This window comes from Sphingobium sp. B2D3A, assembly GCF_025961795.1.
Classification (GTDB): domain Bacteria; phylum Pseudomonadota; class Alphaproteobacteria; order Sphingomonadales; family Sphingomonadaceae; genus Sphingobium.
On the sequence record NZ_JAOQOI010000001.1, the window covers coordinates 3461426 to 3480086 of the forward strand.

20 protein-coding genes are annotated in these 18661 nt (G+C 66.0%); all 20 read right to left on the minus strand.

What is annotated here, in order from left to right; all coding sequences use genetic code 11:
- Nucleotides 1-119: 119 nt before the first annotated feature.
- The 20 genes from M2337_RS16130 to lnt all read right to left on the minus strand — a co-directional run bounded on the left by M2337_RS16130 (nucleotide 120) and on the right by lnt (nucleotide 18660).
- Complete coding sequence (locus M2337_RS16130; protein ID WP_264571056.1) at nucleotides 120-617, minus strand: DUF2793 domain-containing protein; 498 nt, start codon at nucleotides 615-617, stop codon at nucleotides 120-122.
- Between the two features lie 50 nt (nucleotides 618-667).
- Nucleotides 668-2890, minus strand: coding sequence for a phage tail protein (locus M2337_RS16135; protein ID WP_264571057.1), 2223 nt, complete (start codon nucleotides 2888-2890; stop codon nucleotides 668-670).
- Nucleotides 2891-2893: 3 nt separating this feature from the next.
- A complete protein-coding gene (locus M2337_RS16140; protein ID WP_264571058.1) occupies nucleotides 2894-3292 on the minus strand; it encodes a peptidoglycan endopeptidase in 399 nt (132 codons plus the stop codon).
- 3 nt (nucleotides 3293-3295) lie between these two features.
- Nucleotides 3296-4111 carry a DUF2163 domain-containing protein gene (locus M2337_RS16145; protein WP_264571059.1) on the minus strand — a complete coding sequence of 272 codons (816 nt, stop codon included), beginning with the start codon at nucleotides 4109-4111 and terminating at the stop codon, nucleotides 3296-3298.
- Nucleotides 4108-6435, minus strand: coding sequence for a DUF2460 domain-containing protein (locus M2337_RS16150; RefSeq protein WP_264571060.1), 2328 nt, complete (start codon nucleotides 6433-6435; stop codon nucleotides 4108-4110). The genes M2337_RS16145 and M2337_RS16150 overlap by 4 nt, the downstream gene beginning before the upstream one ends.
- Before the next feature lie 163 nt (nucleotides 6436-6598).
- The gene (locus tag M2337_RS16155; protein ID WP_264571061.1) at nucleotides 6599-7162 is read right to left on the minus strand and encodes a tail tape measure protein; all 564 of its coding nucleotides are present in this window, start codon (nucleotides 7160-7162) and stop codon (nucleotides 6599-6601) included.
- Nucleotides 7155-7364, minus strand: coding sequence for a phage tail assembly chaperone (locus M2337_RS16160; RefSeq protein ID WP_264571062.1), 210 nt, complete (start codon nucleotides 7362-7364; stop codon nucleotides 7155-7157). Before M2337_RS16160 ends, M2337_RS16155 begins: the two co-directional genes overlap by 8 nt.
- Nucleotides 7361-7681 carry a gene transfer agent family protein gene (locus M2337_RS16165; protein ID WP_181560367.1) on the minus strand — a complete coding sequence of 107 codons (321 nt, stop codon included), beginning with the start codon at nucleotides 7679-7681 and terminating at the stop codon, nucleotides 7361-7363. The genes M2337_RS16160 and M2337_RS16165 overlap by 4 nt, the downstream gene beginning before the upstream one ends.
- Entirely contained in the window at nucleotides 7678-8085 is a 408-nt protein-coding gene (locus M2337_RS16170) for a phage major tail protein, TP901-1 family (protein ID WP_264571063.1), read from the minus strand. The genes M2337_RS16165 and M2337_RS16170 overlap by 4 nt, the downstream gene beginning before the upstream one ends.
- 61 nt (nucleotides 8086-8146) lie before the next feature.
- Nucleotides 8147-8530, minus strand: coding sequence for a DUF3168 domain-containing protein (locus M2337_RS16175; protein ID WP_264571064.1), 384 nt, complete (start codon nucleotides 8528-8530; stop codon nucleotides 8147-8149).
- A gap of 8 nt (nucleotides 8531-8538) precedes the next feature.
- The gene (locus M2337_RS16180) at nucleotides 8539-9078 is read right to left on the minus strand and encodes a head-tail connector protein (protein ID WP_264571065.1); all 540 of its coding nucleotides are present in this window, start codon (nucleotides 9076-9078) and stop codon (nucleotides 8539-8541) included.
- A gap of 95 nt (nucleotides 9079-9173) precedes the next feature.
- Nucleotides 9174-10325 (minus strand): phage major capsid protein, encoded by a 1152-nt coding sequence (locus M2337_RS16185; RefSeq protein ID WP_181560371.1) that lies wholly within the window; start codon nucleotides 10323-10325, stop codon nucleotides 9174-9176.
- Nucleotides 10326-10404: 79 nt separating this feature from the next.
- A complete protein-coding gene (locus tag M2337_RS16190) occupies nucleotides 10405-10824 on the minus strand; it encodes an HK97 family phage prohead protease (protein ID WP_264571066.1) in 420 nt (139 codons plus the stop codon).
- Nucleotides 10821-11966 (minus strand): phage portal protein, encoded by a 1146-nt coding sequence (locus M2337_RS16195; protein ID WP_264571067.1) that lies wholly within the window; start codon nucleotides 11964-11966, stop codon nucleotides 10821-10823. Before M2337_RS16195 ends, M2337_RS16190 begins: the two co-directional genes overlap by 4 nt.
- 116 nt (nucleotides 11967-12082) lie before the next feature.
- The gene (locus M2337_RS16200; RefSeq protein WP_181560374.1) at nucleotides 12083-12790 is read right to left on the minus strand and encodes a helix-turn-helix transcriptional regulator; all 708 of its coding nucleotides are present in this window, start codon (nucleotides 12788-12790) and stop codon (nucleotides 12083-12085) included.
- 106 nt (nucleotides 12791-12896) lie between these two features.
- Complete coding sequence (locus M2337_RS16205; protein WP_413716239.1) at nucleotides 12897-14201, minus strand: DNA-packaging protein; 1305 nt, start codon at nucleotides 14199-14201, stop codon at nucleotides 12897-12899.
- Nucleotides 14202-14214: 13 nt separating this feature from the next.
- A complete protein-coding gene (locus tag M2337_RS16210; protein WP_264571069.1) occupies nucleotides 14215-14754 on the minus strand; it encodes a hypothetical protein in 540 nt (179 codons plus the stop codon).
- Between the two features lie 158 nt (nucleotides 14755-14912).
- A complete protein-coding gene (gene trmB, locus M2337_RS16215; protein ID WP_181560376.1) occupies nucleotides 14913-15620 on the minus strand; it encodes a tRNA (guanine(46)-N(7))-methyltransferase TrmB in 708 nt (235 codons plus the stop codon).
- A gap of 153 nt (nucleotides 15621-15773) precedes the next feature.
- Nucleotides 15774-16982: a methionine adenosyltransferase gene (gene metK, locus M2337_RS16220; RefSeq protein ID WP_264571070.1), complete on the minus strand. Its 1209-nt coding sequence runs from the start codon at nucleotides 16980-16982 to the stop codon at nucleotides 15774-15776.
- 88 nt (nucleotides 16983-17070) lie between these two features.
- Nucleotides 17071-18660 carry an apolipoprotein N-acyltransferase gene (lnt, locus tag M2337_RS16225; protein ID WP_264571071.1) on the minus strand — a complete coding sequence of 530 codons (1590 nt, stop codon included), beginning with the start codon at nucleotides 18658-18660 and terminating at the stop codon, nucleotides 17071-17073.
- Nucleotide 18661 lies beyond the last annotated feature (1 nt).

The window sequence follows — 18661 nt, forward strand, 5'->3', positions numbered from 1 at the left end:
CAATCGCATGATGTTGCCTAAATGCCGCATTGTGATCAGCTAATGTTGGCCCTGCAGGAAATATTGCCTGTCGCGTCCGCATGTTGGGAACCGACAACGTCTTTGTGCTTTATGCGTGGTTACGATGCGATGAGGCCGTGTGCCCTTAGGGTATCAAGCACTGAAATGATCGCCTCTCTCGCCTGCGAATCGACGGGCGCGCCCCCGGATGGATTCGCGATTGCAGGCCGCCTGCTGCCAATCACTTTCTCGCCATCAACATAGAAACCGTCAGTCCGCAGACCTTCTTCCCGCCAGTCGCCGGCCTGGAATCTCACGCCACTTTGCGTATCCCGCTTCCAGCAATGCAAGCCCTCGAACGGCGCGAGGAAGCGCCATCCAGCCGCAGTCCACGCCGCAATCATTCGCTCGCACCCCGCCCACTCGCCCGTTGCGCCACTCCCAACGAGCCAGCACGCACCCAGATCGGGCGCGGCGGGAGGCGCTGACAGGCTTGCGCTTTCCACCACTCGCCCGATCGCGATGTCGATGAGCGACAACGCCTCATTATGGGTGAGCTCCTTTTGCGCCTGCCCAGCGGAGAGCAGCGGCAAGCCAAATCGATCGGTCTGAGCCATTGATCGTTATCCTTCTCATGTGGGGAATCGCGCGCGGAGACGCGGATAAGTCAGGGCCAGGGAATGACGAGCGCTCGCCCCGCTCCCCAGCTTCCCAACTGCCTCACTTCGATTTGCATGCCAGCCAAGGCCGCGGCCGCGAGATCGGCCGCAACGTCACTCGCCGCGTAGACACAGGACGGGAGCGTCGTTTCCCATCGCCGCAATGTCACTCCGTCTGCGACGACACTGACCGCATAAGCCTCCCGCTCCTCCCCGAGGGGCGCATCCACGCCGTCGATCCATGCCGAGCCAAGCCGGCTTCTGCGAACCCAACTGATCTCAACATCACCACCGGCCAAAGTCGTGCGCCGCCCGTGCACCGGCGAAAGAGGCATCAGTGCGCGGCCGTCGATCAAAAGGCTGTCCTGCGCGGGCGTACTGTCCCCGCTGCCGATTGCCCTCAGAGTCAGCGTCGTTCCAACCGCGCTTTGCTCGACCGAGATCGGCGCCAGCCGCTCGCGGTCGAGCAGCACGAACCGTTCGCCCGCGTCGTGCCCAGCCATGGCCCATTCGGTGCCCATGCGCCCGCGAACGAGCCGTGACAGACGATAATGCCCCGGCGCGATGACGTCCGCCTGACCAAATTGCAGCGGTTCCTTTCCAATCTGGCAGATGTTCGCGCCGCCGAGCAGAAGATCGTCCCCCACCCCGGTCAACACATCACCGGGATCGTCGAGAATGATCTCAATGCTGCTGGAAAGGTCGATCCGCCACGGCGCGCCCGGAGGCAGCGCGCCACCAGTGCGGCCCATCACGGCGCGCGGCGCTGTGCTGCCAATGGGCTCGGCAATCTCCAGCACCGGATCATAGCGAAAGAGGGCCGCGCGCCGCCACCCGGCATTCGAGCCGGACGCCGCTGCCGCAATCACGGGGCTCGTGGAGATCGTAGTCCCGTCACCCGGCAACTCCACAATCGCCAGACTGGTCGGCCCCTGCACGAGATCGGGCTGGCGGACCGGCTCCCCAGAGGCCCCTGCACCTGCGATGGCCCGCGTGCCGCTCTCAAAAGCCTGCAGACTGAGCCTGACGGCCATGTCATCCCATTCCGTCGTCTCGACGAGCCACTGTCCCGGTTCGCCCGCAACGGTTACAAGATCGCCCGGACCGAGGTCCAGCGCGCTCCAACCAGCGCCGATATTGACGCTTCGGCGCCGTCGCAACGCATTGCGCAGCTTCCGGTCGGCCAGGCGCCGCGCATCATCCGCCCCCATCGCCGCGGGCAGGTCGATTTCCTCACTGCGCATCCCCGGCCCGGCCCGCAACGCGGTCTGCAGGCCAAGCTGATAGTCGCGGGCCGGGTCATGGTGACGGATCGCCAGCCGGGCAGCCACCGTCTCGATCGGTGTGCGGACATGCTGAGGCTCGGCTTGCTTCTCGCCGTCTATGCTGCGCACGGCGGCTGCCGGATCGATGACATCGTCCGTCGGCCTCCCGCTGTTCAACGCAAGCGCCCCCTCGCGCTCTGTCCATCGCACGTCGTGCAGCGAGACGATGTCGCGCATCGCTTCCTCCACTGTCCCTTCCGCCGCGAAGCCCAGCAGGCGGGCTGGATCGCCGTCTCCGGCATGACTGACGGTGCGCCCGGCAAGGTCGGAGGCAATCGCCGGCAGGGCCGCTGGTTCGGCATCAGCGATCACTTCGAACGTCAGCGAGGGAATCCGGTTGCCGAAGTCCGCCAGCTGAAGCCCTTCGAACACGACATAAGCGCAGCCGCGATAAGCAGGGCATTGCGCCACGCCCACTGCGGACGCCACCAGCGGGTCCACCATCTGGTCCGGCCCGCCCAGATACAGCCGAAATGCCGTGAGCGGCGATTTGAAATCCCCGACCGCGCCACGAAGCAGATTGCCGTCCGCCCAGATGCGTCCGATGCCGAGAATAGGCCGTGAGGAAAGCGCAACAGCCAGGCTCGCGGAATAGCTGTAGGTCGTGACGCTTGGGCTGCCCTTGCCTCCACCGCTTGTCGATGTGCTTTCCTGAAGGTCCGTGGCCCAGATCACCGTGCCCGCGACACGGATCGTTCCGTGGATGCGCGGGATCGCCGCGCCGTAGCGGGATGTCTGAACCTGAAGGTCGCTCAGCCGGGGCCCCGTCCGCCCGCCGGGTCGAAAAATCAGGGCATCGACAGACCGTCCGGCGAGCGCGCCGACCGCGCCGCCAATCGCCGCGCCCACAGCGCCGAACGTTCCGCCAAGGGCACTGCCCACGGCGGTGAGAACCAATGTCGCCATGCGCTACTCCTGAAATTGCCACGCGCCCAGCACCGGCCAGGGCGATGGCCCCGGCATCAGCACCACCTTGCCCAGTCCGGCATGAGCATGGACATGACCGCCCCGCGTCACGATCATCAGATGCAACTGCATCGGACCGCTATCGACCAGCAGCACGGCGCCCTCGGCCATCTCCGGCACCGGTGAGAGGCCGCATGCCGCGAGGTTCCGCACCGCCCTCGCCTGCCCCATGCCCCTCAGCTTATAGGTGGGGAGCGTGGGAACAGGAATTCCGGCCCGCCGCGCCGCAAGCGCAACCAGGCCGACACAATCCACCCCCGTTTCCATGCTGCGCCCGTGCAACCGAAAGGGCACGCCGACCAAAGCCAAGGCCTCGGCCGCCATTCGTTTGCCAACGTCCATCACTCAGCTCCCGGGATAGCGCGTCAGCAGGTCCATGCCGGGCAGATGCGGCTCCCCGCGGAAATTGACGGCATTGCCGAACCGCGCCGCACAAGTCGCGAGGCGCTTGTCGCACCCCTGCGTCAACTGCGCGCGCGTGCCTGCTGCCACCGGAAACACCGGCGGTTCCGCCAAGAAAACGCCCCCCGCCTCCTGATCGACAATGGTCTGCAGGAGGCCGCAATTGGGCCCCTCCAGCCAGCGCAACGAGCCGAAGGGATACACCCCAGCCAGCAGGCCACCGCACGCAACGCGGTCATCCGCCACGGCACCAACCGCGACGATCTGCTGATGCCGTCGCAAATCGATCCGGCAATCCGCATCCCCCAGCGTCGCCCGGCAGGTGGCGCTGGTCACCGGCGCGACCGGTCGCTCGAGCGCCGAAGCAAGCGTGGACCGCAGGCTCACCGAATAAGCGCCGCCGCGCCGCTCGATGCTTCCCAGTTCGCCGCGCGCAAGTTCCAGCCAGAGCACCCCGGGTTCGGTCCATTCGGTGAGATGCAGGAGCAGTGTCGCGCCGTCCCAGCGCCCGGCATCGAGATCGACCTCACTGATGGCCGCGCTGCTGATGGCGCCCTGCAAGTCCGTCAGGTCCGGGTCGTTGCCACCCTGCACGATGGCGCTCGGCGTGATCCCGGGTGCTGCCGCATAACGCAGGCCGTGCGCCCGCAGGCCTCGATCATGGCTGGTCAGGCCGATGGTCACGCCATCCCGCCGCTCCAACCGCCAGCAAAAAGCGAGCGCGCAAAGCGGCTTGCTCAGGATCGCCGCAGCGCTCACTCACGCACCTCCATCAGGGGGACGGACGGGACAATGCCCGCCGCAAACGTCTCTCGGTCGATATCCAGCCGGTCTTCGGCAAAGCGCACTGGCACCTCGAAGACAAAGCCCGCCGTCACCACCGCGCCCTCGGGCGGCGGGTCATCGAACGCGATCTCCCCCATGCCCGGATGAGACCAGCCGGCAAACCGCTCGACCCCATCCACCGCAACCCTGATGCTCCCTGCGACGGGCCGCGTGATCCGTCGTTGCTGGGGATCATTCACCCCGTAATTCTTGCGCAACTGGAAGCTCGTCGTCACGCCATCGCCCGTTCCGATCCACTGATCGAACGGCCCCGGCGCGACGCCGAACGGCCCGGACGTATGGTCGAACGTATCACGAAACCGAAACCCTCGCGCTGCACCGCGTCGAGCCCGAAAAAAGGCGATGAGCGTCGCGATATCCGCCTCGGATCGCACGCCCGGTCCCGCATCAAACTGCAGCCGCGCGTCGGCCCATTGCGTGCTGCGCTGCTCATGGCCGGACACGCTCTCCACGATCCGTGTCGAGAAAGCCGGTGCCACCTGCGCGCGATTGCCAATGTCGAGCGGAAAGGCGAGGTCGTCGAAATGCTGCACGTCCGCATCTCCTGAAAGCTGGAAATAGGTAAAGCCGTCCCGCGCGACCTGGGGTAGCGCCCAGATAAAGGTAGCGGCATGGCCGCGCGCCCGCGCAGCATCTGCCGCTGTGGCAATGCGGTCCCAACCGGTCTGCATTGACTCATCGGTGGAGCCAGCCGGCAAAAATCCGGCGAAATAGTGCTGGGCGTCTGGCGGATAGCCGAGGCGCGCGTCCATCGCGGCGCGCCCTGCGGCTGAGCGGGCGGTTCGGCCCTCGGTCACCCAGTCATAATCTTCGATCTGCAACCGGTCGAAAGCCGGCGCGGCCCAGCCTGTCGGCACGTTCGCGCGTTTGAGCTCCGGCGCCTCAGGGTCCAGCACGCTCGGCAGATAGACAAGCAGAAGAAGCTCGGCGCCCGGCGTCTCCGCGCGCACGGCTTCCGCCACGCCCGCCGTCGAAGTGGCCAGCCGAGCGCCAGCCGCATCCAACAAAGCCATCTGCCCGCTGTCGAGAGTATCGCGAACCGTCGGAATTTCCACGGCGGCACTCCCGAACGCGGCGCGCGCAGCATCGTCGTACAGGCAGGGTCGCCCATCCGACATCACCCACCACCAGGGCTCGCCGATCTGGAAACGCACCGCTAGCCCGGCATCCCGCGCGATGCCCGCAAAGGCCCGCGCCACCGCACGCAAATAGTCATTAGCCGCGGCATTGGCTGGCGAAAGCAGGGCGGAGGGCGGAGTCCACCCCGTCAGCGCGGGCGCTCCGTCCCACGCCCGCTGCTTCCACTCAGCTGGGCAATAAGCATCGAACAACTCATAAGAGAGCGACAGGATCAGCCCGAACCCCAGCGCCTTGCAGCGCGCCGCGAAGTCCTCGTGCCAGCGCCGGCACGGCGTCGCCAGCGCACCGCCCGCCAGCGTGACGCGAAAAGCGCTGCCGTCAGGGGCGAGCCGCATATAGTGGCTCATCCCGACATAATGATTGATCGCGCCGCGATAGCCGAGCGCCAGCACCTGCCGCAGCAAGCGCTCGGGCGTCTGATTGTACGCATCATCATAGCCGCTGGCGATGGACAGCCCATGCTCCGGCAGCATCGGATCGCCCATGGCGATGACCGATCCTGCCCCCTCGCAAACCATCTCGCTGACCTCCACCCGGCCTTCGCGGGCGTCAGGAAAGGTCGTCTCTCCCTCATCATAATCGGTCTGGACGATGGAGATGAACAGGCGGTCGATATCCCGTGCATCCACCGGGTCCGCATCGGCCGGTAAGGCAAAGCCACCGACCAACGCGTCGAAGTCGAGGGTGACGACCGCATCCTCCGGACTGCCTTCCGCATAGTTCCAGAGCCGCACATACCAGGCCCGCGCATTGCCGGCCGCGTCCCGCCCCTCAAGCGTCAAGGTCGGGCCCTGAATGGCATCGAGCGGCTTGACCCCAGCACTCCGCCAGCGGAACCGCAAGGTGCAGCCACGATAATCCCGTCGCGTCTCATAACGGAGCAGCGGATGGTCCCATACATCAGCCGATTCCCAGATCAGCCCGGCAAGGTCGCCCGAGCCATGGAACACCGCATCGACGCGCAATCCATCATCCCCGACCGTCACGACGGAGGCCGTCATCGGCCGTGGGAAATTGACGGTCCAGAAAGGTGGCGAGAAGCGCTTGACCACGCCGCTCTCCTGATTGCGCCTCTCGGTCGCCAGCCAGTAGGCCATCGGGGTTATCCTTTGTTGATATCGAGAGCAGCCATTTCGGCGGGCGATCCCACCCGCCCCCGCCCGTTTGTGTCGAGCCCTTCGACCGCCCGCAGGCGGGCGCTCAGGGTAAACTTCAGCCTCTCGGCTCAAGTCGAGACACAGTCATGGACGCGAAAAAGGCCTAATCCCCGAGCGCCCCACGCACCGCCCGCGCCACCTGACGCGCACTGCGCGCCAGCGCCCGCGGCGCGTCCTGCCCGCTGCCATTGACGGTGATCGACACGCGCACGTCTCGTCCGCCCTGGCCACCGACGCCGGGCACAATCTGGCCGCTGTTCGTCGGGACGAACACTTCCGGCCCGCGCTCGCCGACGAGATAGGCCCGCCCCGGCGCCACCGGGCCGCCCGTCGCCCGGCCGGGTAACCCAAGTGCACCGGCGAGGAGGCTCGTTCCCAACCCCAAAAGCCCGGAAGAGCCTCCGCCGCCGAGGATCGCCTCCAGGCCGTTACGAACCGCCGCACGGGCAATCTGGTCCATGACGGACAGCGCGATCTTGCCGAGATCTTCAAAGCCGATCCGCCCCGTGCGGACCGCCCGCAGCAGCCCCGCCTCGATGGTGCGGCTCGCTCGTTCCGCGCCTGTGCTCAGTAAATCCAGCTCGTCGCGCAGACCGCTCGCATCTTCGCGCAAGCGGGCCATGTCGCTGCCCATCGGCGCGAACAGGCTTTGCATATCCTCATCCATCGGGATGCCTTTCCATCATTTTGGCCAGTGCAGATCGGTCGAACGGCGTGACCTGAGGCCCGGCCAGATCGCGCAACACCGCCAGGGCGTCGGCCAGCTCGGCCGGCGTCGCGCGCCAGAACTCGTCGGGGCGCCAGCCGAGCAGCAGCCCGGCCTGCCCGACCAGCGTGCGCGCGATCTCCGCAAAGCAGGCCGACGTCATGCCCCGCCAGCCACGACCTGCCGCATGATTGCCCGCAGCGCCGGCAAGGCCACGCCCACCCCTTGCGCGATCAGCGCGTCGCCCAGATCGGCTCGGGCCATCGCCTCGGGTCGATCCGCAAGGCAGTGCCACAACAGAGCTTCCATCTCGGCGAGGCCGAGCCGCCCGTCCGCCGCGCGCTCGACCAGTGCGAGCAACGGCCCGGTCTCGCGCTCGGCAGCGACCAACGCCGCAAAGGTCGGGCGCACTGTCAGGCAGTGCTCGCCGACCATGAGCGCGGCTTCCCCGCGCGCCTCATTCGCGACCGCCCCGCTCATAGTGCGCTCACGGCGCCTGAGCTTTCCAGCGCGAGCGTATAGGTGCGCTCGCCATTATAGTCGCCGGCATAGTCCAGCCGCGTGACCAGAAACCGCCCACGCAGCTTCTCGCCACTCTCGAAGCTCAGTTCATAATCGGCGATGGCGCCCGCCAGCGCATGATTGCGCAGGCGCGTTTCCGCCGCCGATCCGGTAAAGATGCCAGAGCCTGACACACTCACGGAGCGCACCCCCGCGCCCGGCAGAAGGTCGCGCCAGCCACCGGAATCCTTGGAGGTGACATTCACCGCCTCGCCATTGACGGAAAGCTGCGTCGCGCGCAGGCCCGCCACCGTCGCATAGCTTACCGGCGTGCTGCCATTGCCAATCTTGAGCAGAAACGCGCTGCCCTTCTCCACTGCCATCGCCTTGATCCTTTCTGTATCCGCGTCCCCGCTCGCACCGAGCGAAGTCGAGATGCGGGCTTCAGTTCAGCCGCGCCGCCCGCACGGCATAGTCGGTGCTCGCTCGCCACTCGGTGCGGCTGCGCAGGACGCGTGATCTCTCGAACCGCAAGCTGGTGATCCGCCAGTCGCCCAGATCGCCGTCGATCCCCGCGAGCACGGCATCCACGCGCGCCAGCACGGCGGTCACCCGCGCCAGATCATCGCCACGGACGACCAGCTGGATAGGCAAGCGGAGCGTCAGCCCCGCCACATCCCGTGCGCCCCAGCCGGTCGACATCATCTCGCCGACCAGAAGCCAGGGCGGGCTTGCCTTGATCGGCTCGCCATTGCTCACGAGATTGACCAGCGCCATCAGGTCCGCATCGTTGCGAAGTGCGGCGACGACCGCCCCCCTCACTGCCATCTCGCCGCTCATGCGAGGTGCACCCGTCGCCAGGGCCGCAATAGGGAGACAACCGATGCCGGCAGGTCTCCCTCCAGCCCGTCGCGTCGCGCATACCACTCGCCCGCCAGCCGAACGACGGCGTGCTGAAGCGCATCGGGCACCTCGGCGGTGGCAAGGGCAAGCCCGGCACGATAGGTCACGCGAACCCGTCCGGCCGATCCCGGATTGAGGATGCGCACCCATCCCGCCCCCTGCGCATCGATATCAATGGCATAGGCCGTAACCGGCAGGACGAATGCCGCGCCATCCACCGGCAGCCCCTCAACGCCGCTGATCGCAGTGACCGGTGCCATCGTCAGCCGGCCCCATGCCCCGCTGGCGCTGCGCACTTCGGTCACAGCTCTCTCGATCAGCATCTGGCCGAGATACTGCTCGGCCGCCTCGCTCGCCGCGCGCAGTAGATCGGTGAGCGCAGCATCATCGTCGCTAAGGCTGATGCCCAGATACTGCTTCAGGTCTTCGAGCGGCACCGCGAGCGGCCCGCCCTTCTCGATTGTCACGGTCATGATCGCAGCCGTCCTTCAAGCATGAGAAAAAGGCGCCATGCCGGCGGGGAGAGACCGGCATGGCGCCCCTCATCGGTTCGCCGATCGGGGCCTCCTCAGGAGGCGGCGAACTTCATGAGCTTGATGGCCTCGCTGTTGGCGACCGCGCCGCCGATCCGCTTCACTGCGTAGAAGTGGACGAACGGCTTGTTGGTGAAGGGATCGCGCAGAATGCTCGTCTCGCTGCGCTCAGCGATCACATAGCCATTGGCGAAGTTGCCGAAGGCGATGGAGAGGCTGTTGGCGGCGATGTCGGGCATGTCCTCGGCCTCGATCACCGGATACCCAAGCAGCGTCGCAGGCTGGCCTGCGATCATGCTCGGCTGCCACAGGAACGCGCCGTCACTGGTCTTGAACTTGCGGATCGTCGCCAGCGTCGCGGCATTCATCACGAATACCGCACCCTGCCGATAGGGCGCCCGCAGCGACTGGACGAGGTCGATCAGCCGATCCTGCGGATTGCTGGCCGGGAAGCCGCCCGCTGCCCCGGATGCGACATATTGCAGCGACCCGAATGGACGAACGCTGTCCGCCTGATTGGTGGTGGCATAGGTCAGGAAGCCCTTGGGCTTGCTCGTCCCGTCGCCATTGATGAATGCCGCGCCCTCGGCCCGGCCAAATTCGCGGGCGATTTCCTCGGCGAGCCAGCTCTCCACATCGAACTGGGCATCGTCCAGCATCGCCTGACTGGCCGATGGATTGGCATAAAGATCACCCGAGGGCGGCGCGATTTCCTGGAAGGTGGGGGTCGCCGTCTCGGGCCGCGCTGCCGTCTCGGCCGCCCAGCCGGATACGACACCGCCAGTCGTCACAAGCTTGCGGTATCCCGCCGACCCCGTACGCACCACATTGGCCACCGCGCGGATCGGGGAAATCGACTTGAGCGCCGCGTCGATCATCTGGTCGATCTCGCGCGGCACCGCATAGCCACCGCTGCCGCCGCTCGCGCCCGAGAAGCTCTTCAGCTCCACACCGGCCTCGATGCCGCGCCGCAGATAGCGGTCGGTGAAGGCTGCCCGCGCCGGGTCGACGTCGCTGCCCTTGGCGCCGTCCAGAGGCGGCCGACCGGCCAGCGCCATCGCCCGCTCGGCCTGCTTGCGCAGCGCTTCGTCAAAGGCGTCCATCCGGGCTTCCATGCCCGTCAGCCGGTCTGCTTGCAGGATCGCGTCGAAGCTCTCCTCAAGGCTCTTGGTTTCCACGTCCTGCATTGCGTCATTCTCCTGCGGTCAAAAACAAAAAAGGGGCCGCAGTCGGCCCCTCGAACATCCAGAAAATCGGCGCGCGCTGTTAGCCAGCCTCCACCGCGTGAACCCGCGCCAGCGGCTGCATCGGGTGAGTCACCAGGCTCACCTCGACCAGATCGAGCGCATCCAGCCGTCGGGGTTGATGGCCCTGCGCCGCCACCACGCGATAGCCGAAGGACAATCCCTCAATCCGGCGATCGCGCAGCAGCGCCTTCGCCTGTTCCGCTGTTGGCCCGGCCGCACTAATCGTGCCGATCACTCGCAACCCGCGCGCATCCTCCGCGACATGATCGATCCGCCCGATCACCGCGCCCGCCCGATGCTGCCAGAGCAGCGGCAGCGCTGTCGCCGCACGGCGCGCGAGGCTGGCCGAGAAGGCGCCCGGCGCGATGACATCGCCGCCCTGATCAATCTTGTCGAAGATCGCCGCATAGCCGGCGAACCGCACGATCCCGGCGGTCACGCGCGCGTGGCGTCCAGCCCCAGCATCGCGCGCTTTTCCTCGGTCGAGAGGAAATCTGCCCTCTCGATCCGGTCCCACAGCAGCATCCTGTCCTCGGCGAGCGCGGGCAAGCGGTTGAGATCGACCTCCAGCACCAGTTCGGGCCAGAAGTCGCGCAGCCCCTGCCCGAGCGCGCCGAGCAGTTTGGCCAGCAGCGGCAGCACGCTTTGCCGCCACAGCGCCTTATTGGCCTCCCGATAATTCGAGTAGGTGCTGTCCCCCGGCATCCCAATCAGCACGGGGGGCACACCGAAGGCGAGCGCGATGTCCCGCGCCGCCGCTGCCTTTAGCGCCACAAAATCCATGTCGTGCGGGGAAAGGCTCATCGACTGCCAGTTCAGCCCGCCTTCCAGCAGCATCGGCCGCCCCGCATTGTCCGCACCCTGAAATGCGCCTTCCAGTTCGGCCTTCAGCCGAGCGAACTGCTCAGGCGCGAGCACGCTGCCATCGCCCGGCGCATAAATGAGCGCCCCGGATGGCCGCGCTGCATTATCGAGCAGCGCCTTGTTCCACTGCGTCGCCACATTGTGAATCGCCACCGCACCCGCTGCAGCGCCCAGGCAGCCTAGCCCATAATGATCGTCTGCCGGGTTGATCGCTTTGACATGGATGACCGCAGTCCGCCCCGCCGCGTCCTCGCTGGCATAGCGCATCTCGCTATCGCCCGCCCGGTAGCGATAGCCCACGGGCCAGCCGGCGCGATCCTGCTCGATTGTCACCCGTTCGGGGCGCAGGGCATAGAGGGTCGCGGGCAGACCATCGGCGCCATGGCCAATCTGTGCGTAGCCGTTGCCATGCAGCAGCACATGCGCGGCGAGCGTCTCAATGAGACTTTGCCCCGCCACGCGCCGCTGCACGAGCGCCAGAGCCGCTTGCGCATCCCCCTCCTTGGCGGCCACCGCGTGCAACGCCGCGCTTCCCGCCGCCTCCGCCACCAGCCGCACCGCACGCTGCGCCACCGGGTTGGCAATCACTGCCGCGTTGAGTTGCGCCTCATAGCTTTGCGGCCAGTCGCCCGCTCCTGCCCAGCCAAGCCCCAGCCAGGCGCGCGCCAGCGGCGGCCGCGTCGGTGTCGACGCGGCTTTTCGTCCAAACCATTTCACCTGATCGTCTCCTCGCTTGCGCACGAAAAAGCCGCCAGCGTCGGGGCTGGCGGCTGCAAGATTCACTTATGGGTCGCGACGGCCGATACGTGGCAAACCCCGCGATCGCGCGGAGATCAGGCCGCGATCAAGCCCGACCCCACACCTTTGACGGCGGCAGACGTCCGGTCAGACACCTCCAGCTTCTCGTAAATCCGCCGCATATAGGTATCGACCGTTCCCGGCGATATCTGGAGGATGTCGGCAATCACCGTGTTGCTTTTACCCCGCGCCACCCAATGCAGGATCTCCTTTTCCCGCGCAGAAAGTTGCCGTTCGCGCCCCGTTTCTTCCGCGAAGAGACCGCAGATCCGCAAATGCGCCGCTTGCGCCGCAAAATGCAGTTGGGTCATCCGCTCTTCGCTCAGGTCCGCATCCGGCGCGATCCTTCCAAGGCCAACAACGCCATTGCGATTGCCGGGGCCATAGCAAGGCAAGGAGAACCCATCGGTGAAATCGATCTGCCGCATGGCCTCCAGAAACTGGCGCTCCTCGACCGTCAGTTCGGTATTGCCCCACACCTCATGCCACCGAATTGGTACGCCTGCTGCCAGCGCCGCGCGCGGCACGATATCCAGCCGCTGGAAATCGAACGAGCAATAGAGCGCCACCTCCTTTTTGGAGAAGCCATGTTGCAGCGGCAGGGTCGCCGGCATGTTGGTGCCGATTTTCACCCAATAATAGCTGACCGCGCCGAAGCCGTTGCGCGCATAATAGCGCGTCATCCCGCGCCACAGCAGCGGGAGGCTGGATGCCTCGGCAATCTTCTCCAAAATGTCGTTCACCCGTGGAAGCTCCTGGGGACAGCTTCATGGGACGATCATGCTGTGCCTGCTTGCAACCAATAGCAAGCACTTCCGTATCGTTCCCGAAACGGGGTGAAGCGACAAGCTAGAGTGATCGCACCCGCGCCTGCGGATTGGTCTTCAAAAGCAGTTCGGTCAGGCACCAGACGAGGGCATCCGCACGGTCAGGCGATCGTCCCGGCCCCTCGTAACGTCCATTGATCAACAAGCCGCACAACTGGTCCTCAAGCATCGCAAAGGGTCGGGCATGGCGGACCCGACCGGCCTCATAGGCGGCGGCAATCGGCTCGGCTCGCGCCACTTTGCCCTGCGCCGCATGAACCAGACGGACCGGCAGGGCCATGTCGGCCCCGCGCAGCACGGTACGCACCATCTCGCCGCCGTTGTTCGCTTCCGCCACGATGCGATCTGCCGCCCAGCGCTCCGCGGCGTGCGCTACAGCCTGTGCCCAGCGTTGCGGGCTCGCCCGCTCGACGCTCGCATCCTCCAGCACGATTGCCGTGCCGGCGTGATCGATTCCTGCGACAATGATGCCGCAAGCGTCGCCCTCCGCACTGGCTGGCGGATCAACGCCGACCGCGACCCGCACCAGATCCCCACGCTCCAGCACGGGGCCCGTTAAACGGCACGTCTCAATGAGCGCCCGCGTCCACAGCGCGCCTTCATGATCGAGCAACAATTCGCCATCCAGCTCCTGTCGCCCCAGCCGCGTGCCTCCGAAATTGCGTTCCATCTCCGCGAGGAAGCTCTGCGGAAGCGCACCTCGATTGTCCTGCGTGCTGCCCCGCGTCACCACCACGCGCGGATCGGCAGCTAGGCGTCGGACCAGTGGCACGGCGCGCGGCGTGGTGGTCGCGACGATGGCCGGTCGATTGCCCAGACGCAGCCCCATCGCCAGATTGTCCCACGCCGCTTCTCCGCGCGGCCACTTCCCGATCTCGTCCGCCCAGGCATGGCTGTGCTGCGGTCCGCGCAACGTTTCCGGGTCCGCAGCGCCGTAGAGCATGGCGCACGCCCCACCCGGCCAGCGCAACTGGCGCTTGGCAGGAAACCATTTCGGTTCAATGCCCTGCGTCGCGATGGCAAGCAGCCCGCTCTCACCTTCCACCATCACAGCTCGCGCTTCATGCAGGCTCGCCCCAACCAAAGCGATCCGCGCGGTGGGATCGCCCTCGGCCACCATTCGTACCCATTCGGCACCAGCCCGCGTCTTACCGAAGCCCCGCCCCGCCATGATCATCCAGGTGAACCAGTCGCCCGGCGGCGGCAATTGCGCAGGTCGCGCCCGAAAGCGCCAAGCCTGCATCAAGCGCCGCCGTTGCAAGAGTGACAAGTTTCGTAACAATTGCTGCCGCCGCGTGGGGCTCAGTCTGGCCAGGCGATCGATCATCGACAGCCTGTCGTCATTCACCTGCTGGCTCCCCGGCATTCTCCTCTCCATCGTCCTCCGTGAGGAACCGCTCGCAAATGGCCTCCAGTTCGGCATCCAGCCCGTCCAGATCTTCCGGGTCATCGCCAGCGCCACTTGCCGCCTCGGTTTCGCGCCGCCAGGATTCCACCTCCTGCCGATGGGCTGTCAGCAATCGCACGGCCACCGTCAACGGATAGCTGTGGATGGTCCGCACCTGCTTGACCGCCTTGGTTTCGCCATCGATAACCGTTTCGGTTCGCATCGTCCCGTCCATCGATTGGCGCATTAGGTGCAATTCGAGGTCGGAATAGCCCTGCTCCAGCGCCTCCTTCCAGGCTCGTGCGAAGTCCGGGTCGCGCCCCTTGAGCGCATAGGCCGTGCATCGGTGCATAGAGGCCGCCTGCGCCGCTGCACTGACATTGGATGTCTCGGCGAGCACCGCAAGAAACTGGCGGCGACGCTGGATTGTCCAGCGCGGGCGCCGGGGACGCGACATGCGCAGTCGCGGCGCACCGATCGGGCGTTGCGTCATGAACACCATCCTGTTGAGAGAGGCCTTCGCAACGCGCCGCATGACGAGGTGGCCGGTTCCATCAAAGCGGCCCGCTCGAGCGATTCGAATTGCGATGATGCCTTCTTCTAACCAGACAGCGTCACGATGTCAACAATAAATAACCTAAATGGTTATTTTCACTTCCGCCGATATCGGAAATACCAGACCTCATGTCCCTGCCTGCGGGCTTTGGCCTCATAGCGGGTTTCCGGCCAGCCGCCCGGACGGTTGAGGAAATCGCGCGGGCTATCGCAGAGCCAGTCGAAGTCCTCGCGGTCCCGCATCACCATCAGCGCCCAGCGCAGGTAGATCGGATGATCGGTCCCGAACCGGAATTCGCCGCCCGGTTTCAGCTTGGCGGCGATCATGTCGACCGGCCCCTTGTTCATCATCCGCCGCTTGGCGTGGCGGGCCTTTGGCCATGGGTCCGGGTGGAGCAGATACACGAAGCTGAGCGCCCCATCGGGGATGCGCGCCAGCACTTCGAGGGCATTGCCCATATGCAGCCGGACATTGCCCAGATGCTGGTCCCGCACATGCCCCAACGCGCCGACCACGCCGTTGAGAAAGGGCTCGCAGCCGATGAAGCCATGGTCCGGCAGCATATCGGCGCGGTAGGCCAGATGCTCGCCGCTGCCGAAACCGATCTCGAAATGCAGCGGTCGCTCGCCAAAGGCGGTCGGGCCGAACAAGCGCTCGGCGGTGATCTCGCCCTCCTCGGGCACGCTGATCGCCGGCAGCAGCTCATCGACCAGGGCCTGCTGCCCCTGCCGCAGCTTATGGCCGGATTGGCGGCCATAGAGACGGTTGAGCGTGGTGGGATCGCCTGATTTGTGCGCAGTCATGCGCGTGCGCCTAGATCATTTTGTCGCTGGAGGAAACGGGGGACGGCGCGCGCGGTGCCTGCTTTCATCCGCCCGCGCAGCACCTACGAAAAACGGCGCGAAGCAAGCCTCGCGCCGTTCCCTATCTCTTGGAACGCAAAGGAGCGCTTCGGCTCAGCCCAGCGCGGCCTTGAGGTCCTCGACCAGATCGGTCTTTTCCCAGGGGAAGAAGTCGCCTTCCGCCTTGCGGCCGAAATGGCCGTAAGCTGCGGTCTTGCGATAAATCGGCTTGTTGAGCCCCAGATGCGTGCGGATGCCGCGCGGGGTCAGGCCGCCCAGCTTCTCGATTTTGCCGATCGCCGCCTCGATCTTGTCGTCGCCCACCGTGCCGGTGCCGTGCGTATCGACATAGAGCGAGAGCGGCTTGGACACGCCGATGGCATAAGCCAGCTGGATGGTGCACTTGCTGGCCAGGCCCGCCGCCACGATGTTCTTGGCGAGATAACGCGTGATGTAGGCCGCCGAACGGTCAACCTTCGTCGGGTCCTTGCCGGAGAACGCGCCGCCGCCATGCGGTGCCGCGCCACCATAAGTGTCCACGATGATCTTGCGGCCGGTCAGGCCAGCGTCGCCGTCCGGGCCGCCGATCTCGAAGCTGCCGGTCGGGTTGATGTGGTACTCGGTCTCGTCGCTCAGCAGCGCGTCGGGCAGGACATCGGCGACCACTTTCTTCACATAGGCCTTGAGCTCGGCTTCCTTTTCGCCGGCATCATAGCCCTTGGCATGCTGGGTGGAGACGACGATAGCGGTGCAGGCGACCGGCTTGCCGTTCTCGAAGCGCAATGTGACCTGGCTCTTGGTGTCCGGCTCCAGGAAGGGCGCGGCGCCTGAGTGGCGGTCGGCGGCCATGCGCTCGAGGATCTTGTGGCTGTAATCCAGCGTCGCCGGCATCAGGTCCGGCGTCTCATTGCAGGCATAGCCGAACATAATGCCTTGGTCGCCAGCGCCTTCATCCTTGTTGCCGCTCGCGTCCACGCCCTGCGCGATGTGCTCGCTCTGGCCGTGGAGATTATTCTCGAAGCGCAGCGTCTCCCAGTGGAAGCCCTCCTGCTCATAGCCAATGTCCTTGACCGTCTGGCGGACCGTGCGTTCGATTTCCTCCAGCGCGCCCGGCGCCCACTGGCCATTCTCGTACACGCCCTTGCAGCGGATCTCGCCGGCCAGCACCACCAGCTGCGTCGTCGTCAGCGTCTCGCAGGCGATGCGCGCCTCGGGGTCTTTGGAAAGAAACAGGTCGACGATCGAATCGCTGATCTGGTCGGAAACCTTGTCCGGGTGCCCTTCGGAAACGGATTCAGACGTGAAGAGATAGCTGGAACGCATGGGAGATCGTGACCTTTCTTCTAGCGGCTCTCGTGGCGGAAGTTCGGGGCCGCAGTTCATATAAAGAAATGTTTATGTTGCGCGCTCCTTAGCGAGTGCGCCGGGCGATAGCAACGCCGCTTGCGAGCAGCAGCACGGCCAGGCCGACCGGCAGCAGGTTGCCCAGCCGTGCGAACAAGGTGGGCGGAAGCGGCGCCGGCAGGGGTGCCTCAAAAGCACCCGCCTGCTGGAAGGGTATGGACCGCACGACACGCCCGGCGGGGTCGACCAGCGCCGAAATGCCGGTGGGGGTCGAGCGGATCACCGACAGCCCCTCCTCGATCGCCCGTAGCCGCGCCTGCGCCAGATGCTGCGGCGGGCCCCAGCTACCGAACCACGCATCATTGGACGGGTTGAACAGGAAATCGGGACGGTTAGCCCGGTCGATCACCTGCCCGGAGAAGATGATCTCGTAGCAGATCTGCACCGCCATCCGCAGCTTGCCGCGCGCCTGCCCGCCATCCGGCGTCGCAGGCAGATCGAGCGTGCGCGGCCCCGGCCCGGGCCAGAAGTCGACGCTGCCCGGCACGAGCCGGGAAAGGCCGATCGCCTCCAGCACCGGGCGCATAGGAAGATATTCGCCATAAGGAACGAGGTGCGCCTTGTCGTAGCGGCCCTTAAGGTCCCCGCGCGCGTCCAGCACCCACAGGCTGTTATTGGCGCCCTCCAGAACCTGCGTATCCACCACGCCGCCCTGCTCGTGGAAATGATATTTGTCACCGCCGAGCATCAGCAGATCGTCCATCCCCAGCAGCGAGGCGATCCGCCCGCGCCAGCGTGGTTCCATATCCAGCACCGCTGGTACGGCTGCCTCCGGCCAGAAGATCAACGCAGGCTTGCCGGACCGCAGCATGGTCAGCTCCGCCAGACGGCGGAAGTTCAGGATTTCAAGATTGGCGTCGTACTTCTCGTTCTGATTGATATTGGGCTGCACCACATGGATGTTGGCAAGGGCGCCAGACTGGCCGTTTGCGCCGATATAGCTCGCCCGCAGCAGCCCCAGCCCAGCCACCAGCGCCAGACCGACGATCATGAGACCTGCCGGCCGCCATTGCCGGTGCGCCAGCCACCACAAGGCCGCCGCCGCCAGCATGGCGACCAGACCAAGACCATAAGTGCCGATGGCGATGGCCGTCTGCTCCACGCCCGTGCCCAGCCAGATCACCCCGAGCGGGTTCCAGGCGAAACCGGTGAACAGGCTCGCGCGCAGATATTCGGTCAGCAGCCACGCCGTGGCGAGAAACAGGGCGAAGACCTGCGGCCGGTCCCGCCCGAGCGTCCAGCCGATCATGGCGGCCATCGCCGGATAAACCGCCAGATACACCGAGAGCAGCCCAACCGCTGGATAGCCCAGCCAAGCCGGCATCGAATCCTGAAAGGTGAAGGCATGGGCAATCCAGTTGAGCCCGAGCATGAAATGCCCGAGGCCGAACAGATAGCCGATCTGCCCTGCGCTCTTGCGGTCCGACGCCACCCAGATCAGTTGCATCACCAGCGCGAGCATGATGAGCGTCACCGGCCACAGCCCGAGCGGCGCGAAGCCAGTGGCTGAGATCAGCCCGGCAAGCAGGGCCGTCACCCCCGGCCTGCGCGCAACGAAGGCCGCAGCGATCCGGTAAGGCGCGGGGGAGATTGTCACG

Bases quoted from the DNA above. Each gene is read 5' to 3' on its own strand.
- M2337_RS16210 (WP_264571069.1), bottom strand. From the start codon at position 14,754: ATGACGCAACGCCCGATCGGTGCGCCGCGACTGCGCATGTCGCGTCCC.
- M2337_RS16140 (WP_264571058.1), bottom strand. From the start codon at position 3,292: ATGGACGTTGGCAAACGAATGGCGGCCGAGGCCTTGGCTTTGGTCGGC.
- M2337_RS16185 (WP_181560371.1), bottom strand. From the start codon at position 10,325: ATGCAGGACGTGGAAACCAAGAGCCTTGAGGAGAGCTTCGACGCGATC.
- M2337_RS16130 (WP_264571056.1), bottom strand. From the start codon at position 617: ATGGCTCAGACCGATCGATTTGGCTTGCCGCTGCTCTCCGCTGGGCAG.
- M2337_RS16135 (WP_264571057.1), bottom strand. From the start codon at position 2,890: ATGGCGACATTGGTTCTCACCGCCGTGGGCAGTGCCCTTGGCGGAACG.
- M2337_RS16180 (WP_264571065.1), bottom strand. From the start codon at position 9,078: ATGACCGTGACAATCGAGAAGGGCGGGCCGCTCGCGGTGCCGCTCGAA.
- M2337_RS16205 (WP_413716239.1), bottom strand. From the start codon at position 14,201: ATGATCGATCGCCTGGCCAGACTGAGCCCCACGCGGCGGCAGCAATTG.
- M2337_RS16155 (WP_264571061.1), bottom strand. From the start codon at position 7,162: ATGGATGAGGATATGCAAAGCCTGTTCGCGCCGATGGGCAGCGACATG.
- M2337_RS16170 (WP_264571063.1), bottom strand. From the start codon at position 8,085: ATGGCAGTGGAGAAGGGCAGCGCGTTTCTGCTCAAGATTGGCAATGGC.
- M2337_RS16175 (WP_264571064.1), bottom strand. From the start codon at position 8,530: ATGGCAGTGAGGGGGGCGGTCGTCGCCGCACTTCGCAACGATGCGGAC.
- M2337_RS16150 (WP_264571060.1), bottom strand. From the start codon at position 6,435: ATGGCCTACTGGCTGGCGACCGAGAGGCGCAATCAGGAGAGCGGCGTG.
- M2337_RS16160 (WP_264571062.1), bottom strand. From the start codon at position 7,364: ATGACGTCGGCCTGCTTTGCGGAGATCGCGCGCACGCTGGTCGGGCAG.
- trmB (WP_181560376.1), bottom strand. From the start codon at position 15,620: ATGACTGCGCACAAATCAGGCGATCCCACCACGCTCAACCGTCTCTAT.
- M2337_RS16165 (WP_181560367.1), bottom strand. From the start codon at position 7,681: ATGAGCGGGGCGGTCGCGAATGAGGCGCGCGGGGAAGCCGCGCTCATG.
- metK (WP_264571070.1), bottom strand. From the start codon at position 16,982: ATGCGTTCCAGCTATCTCTTCACGTCTGAATCCGTTTCCGAAGGGCAC.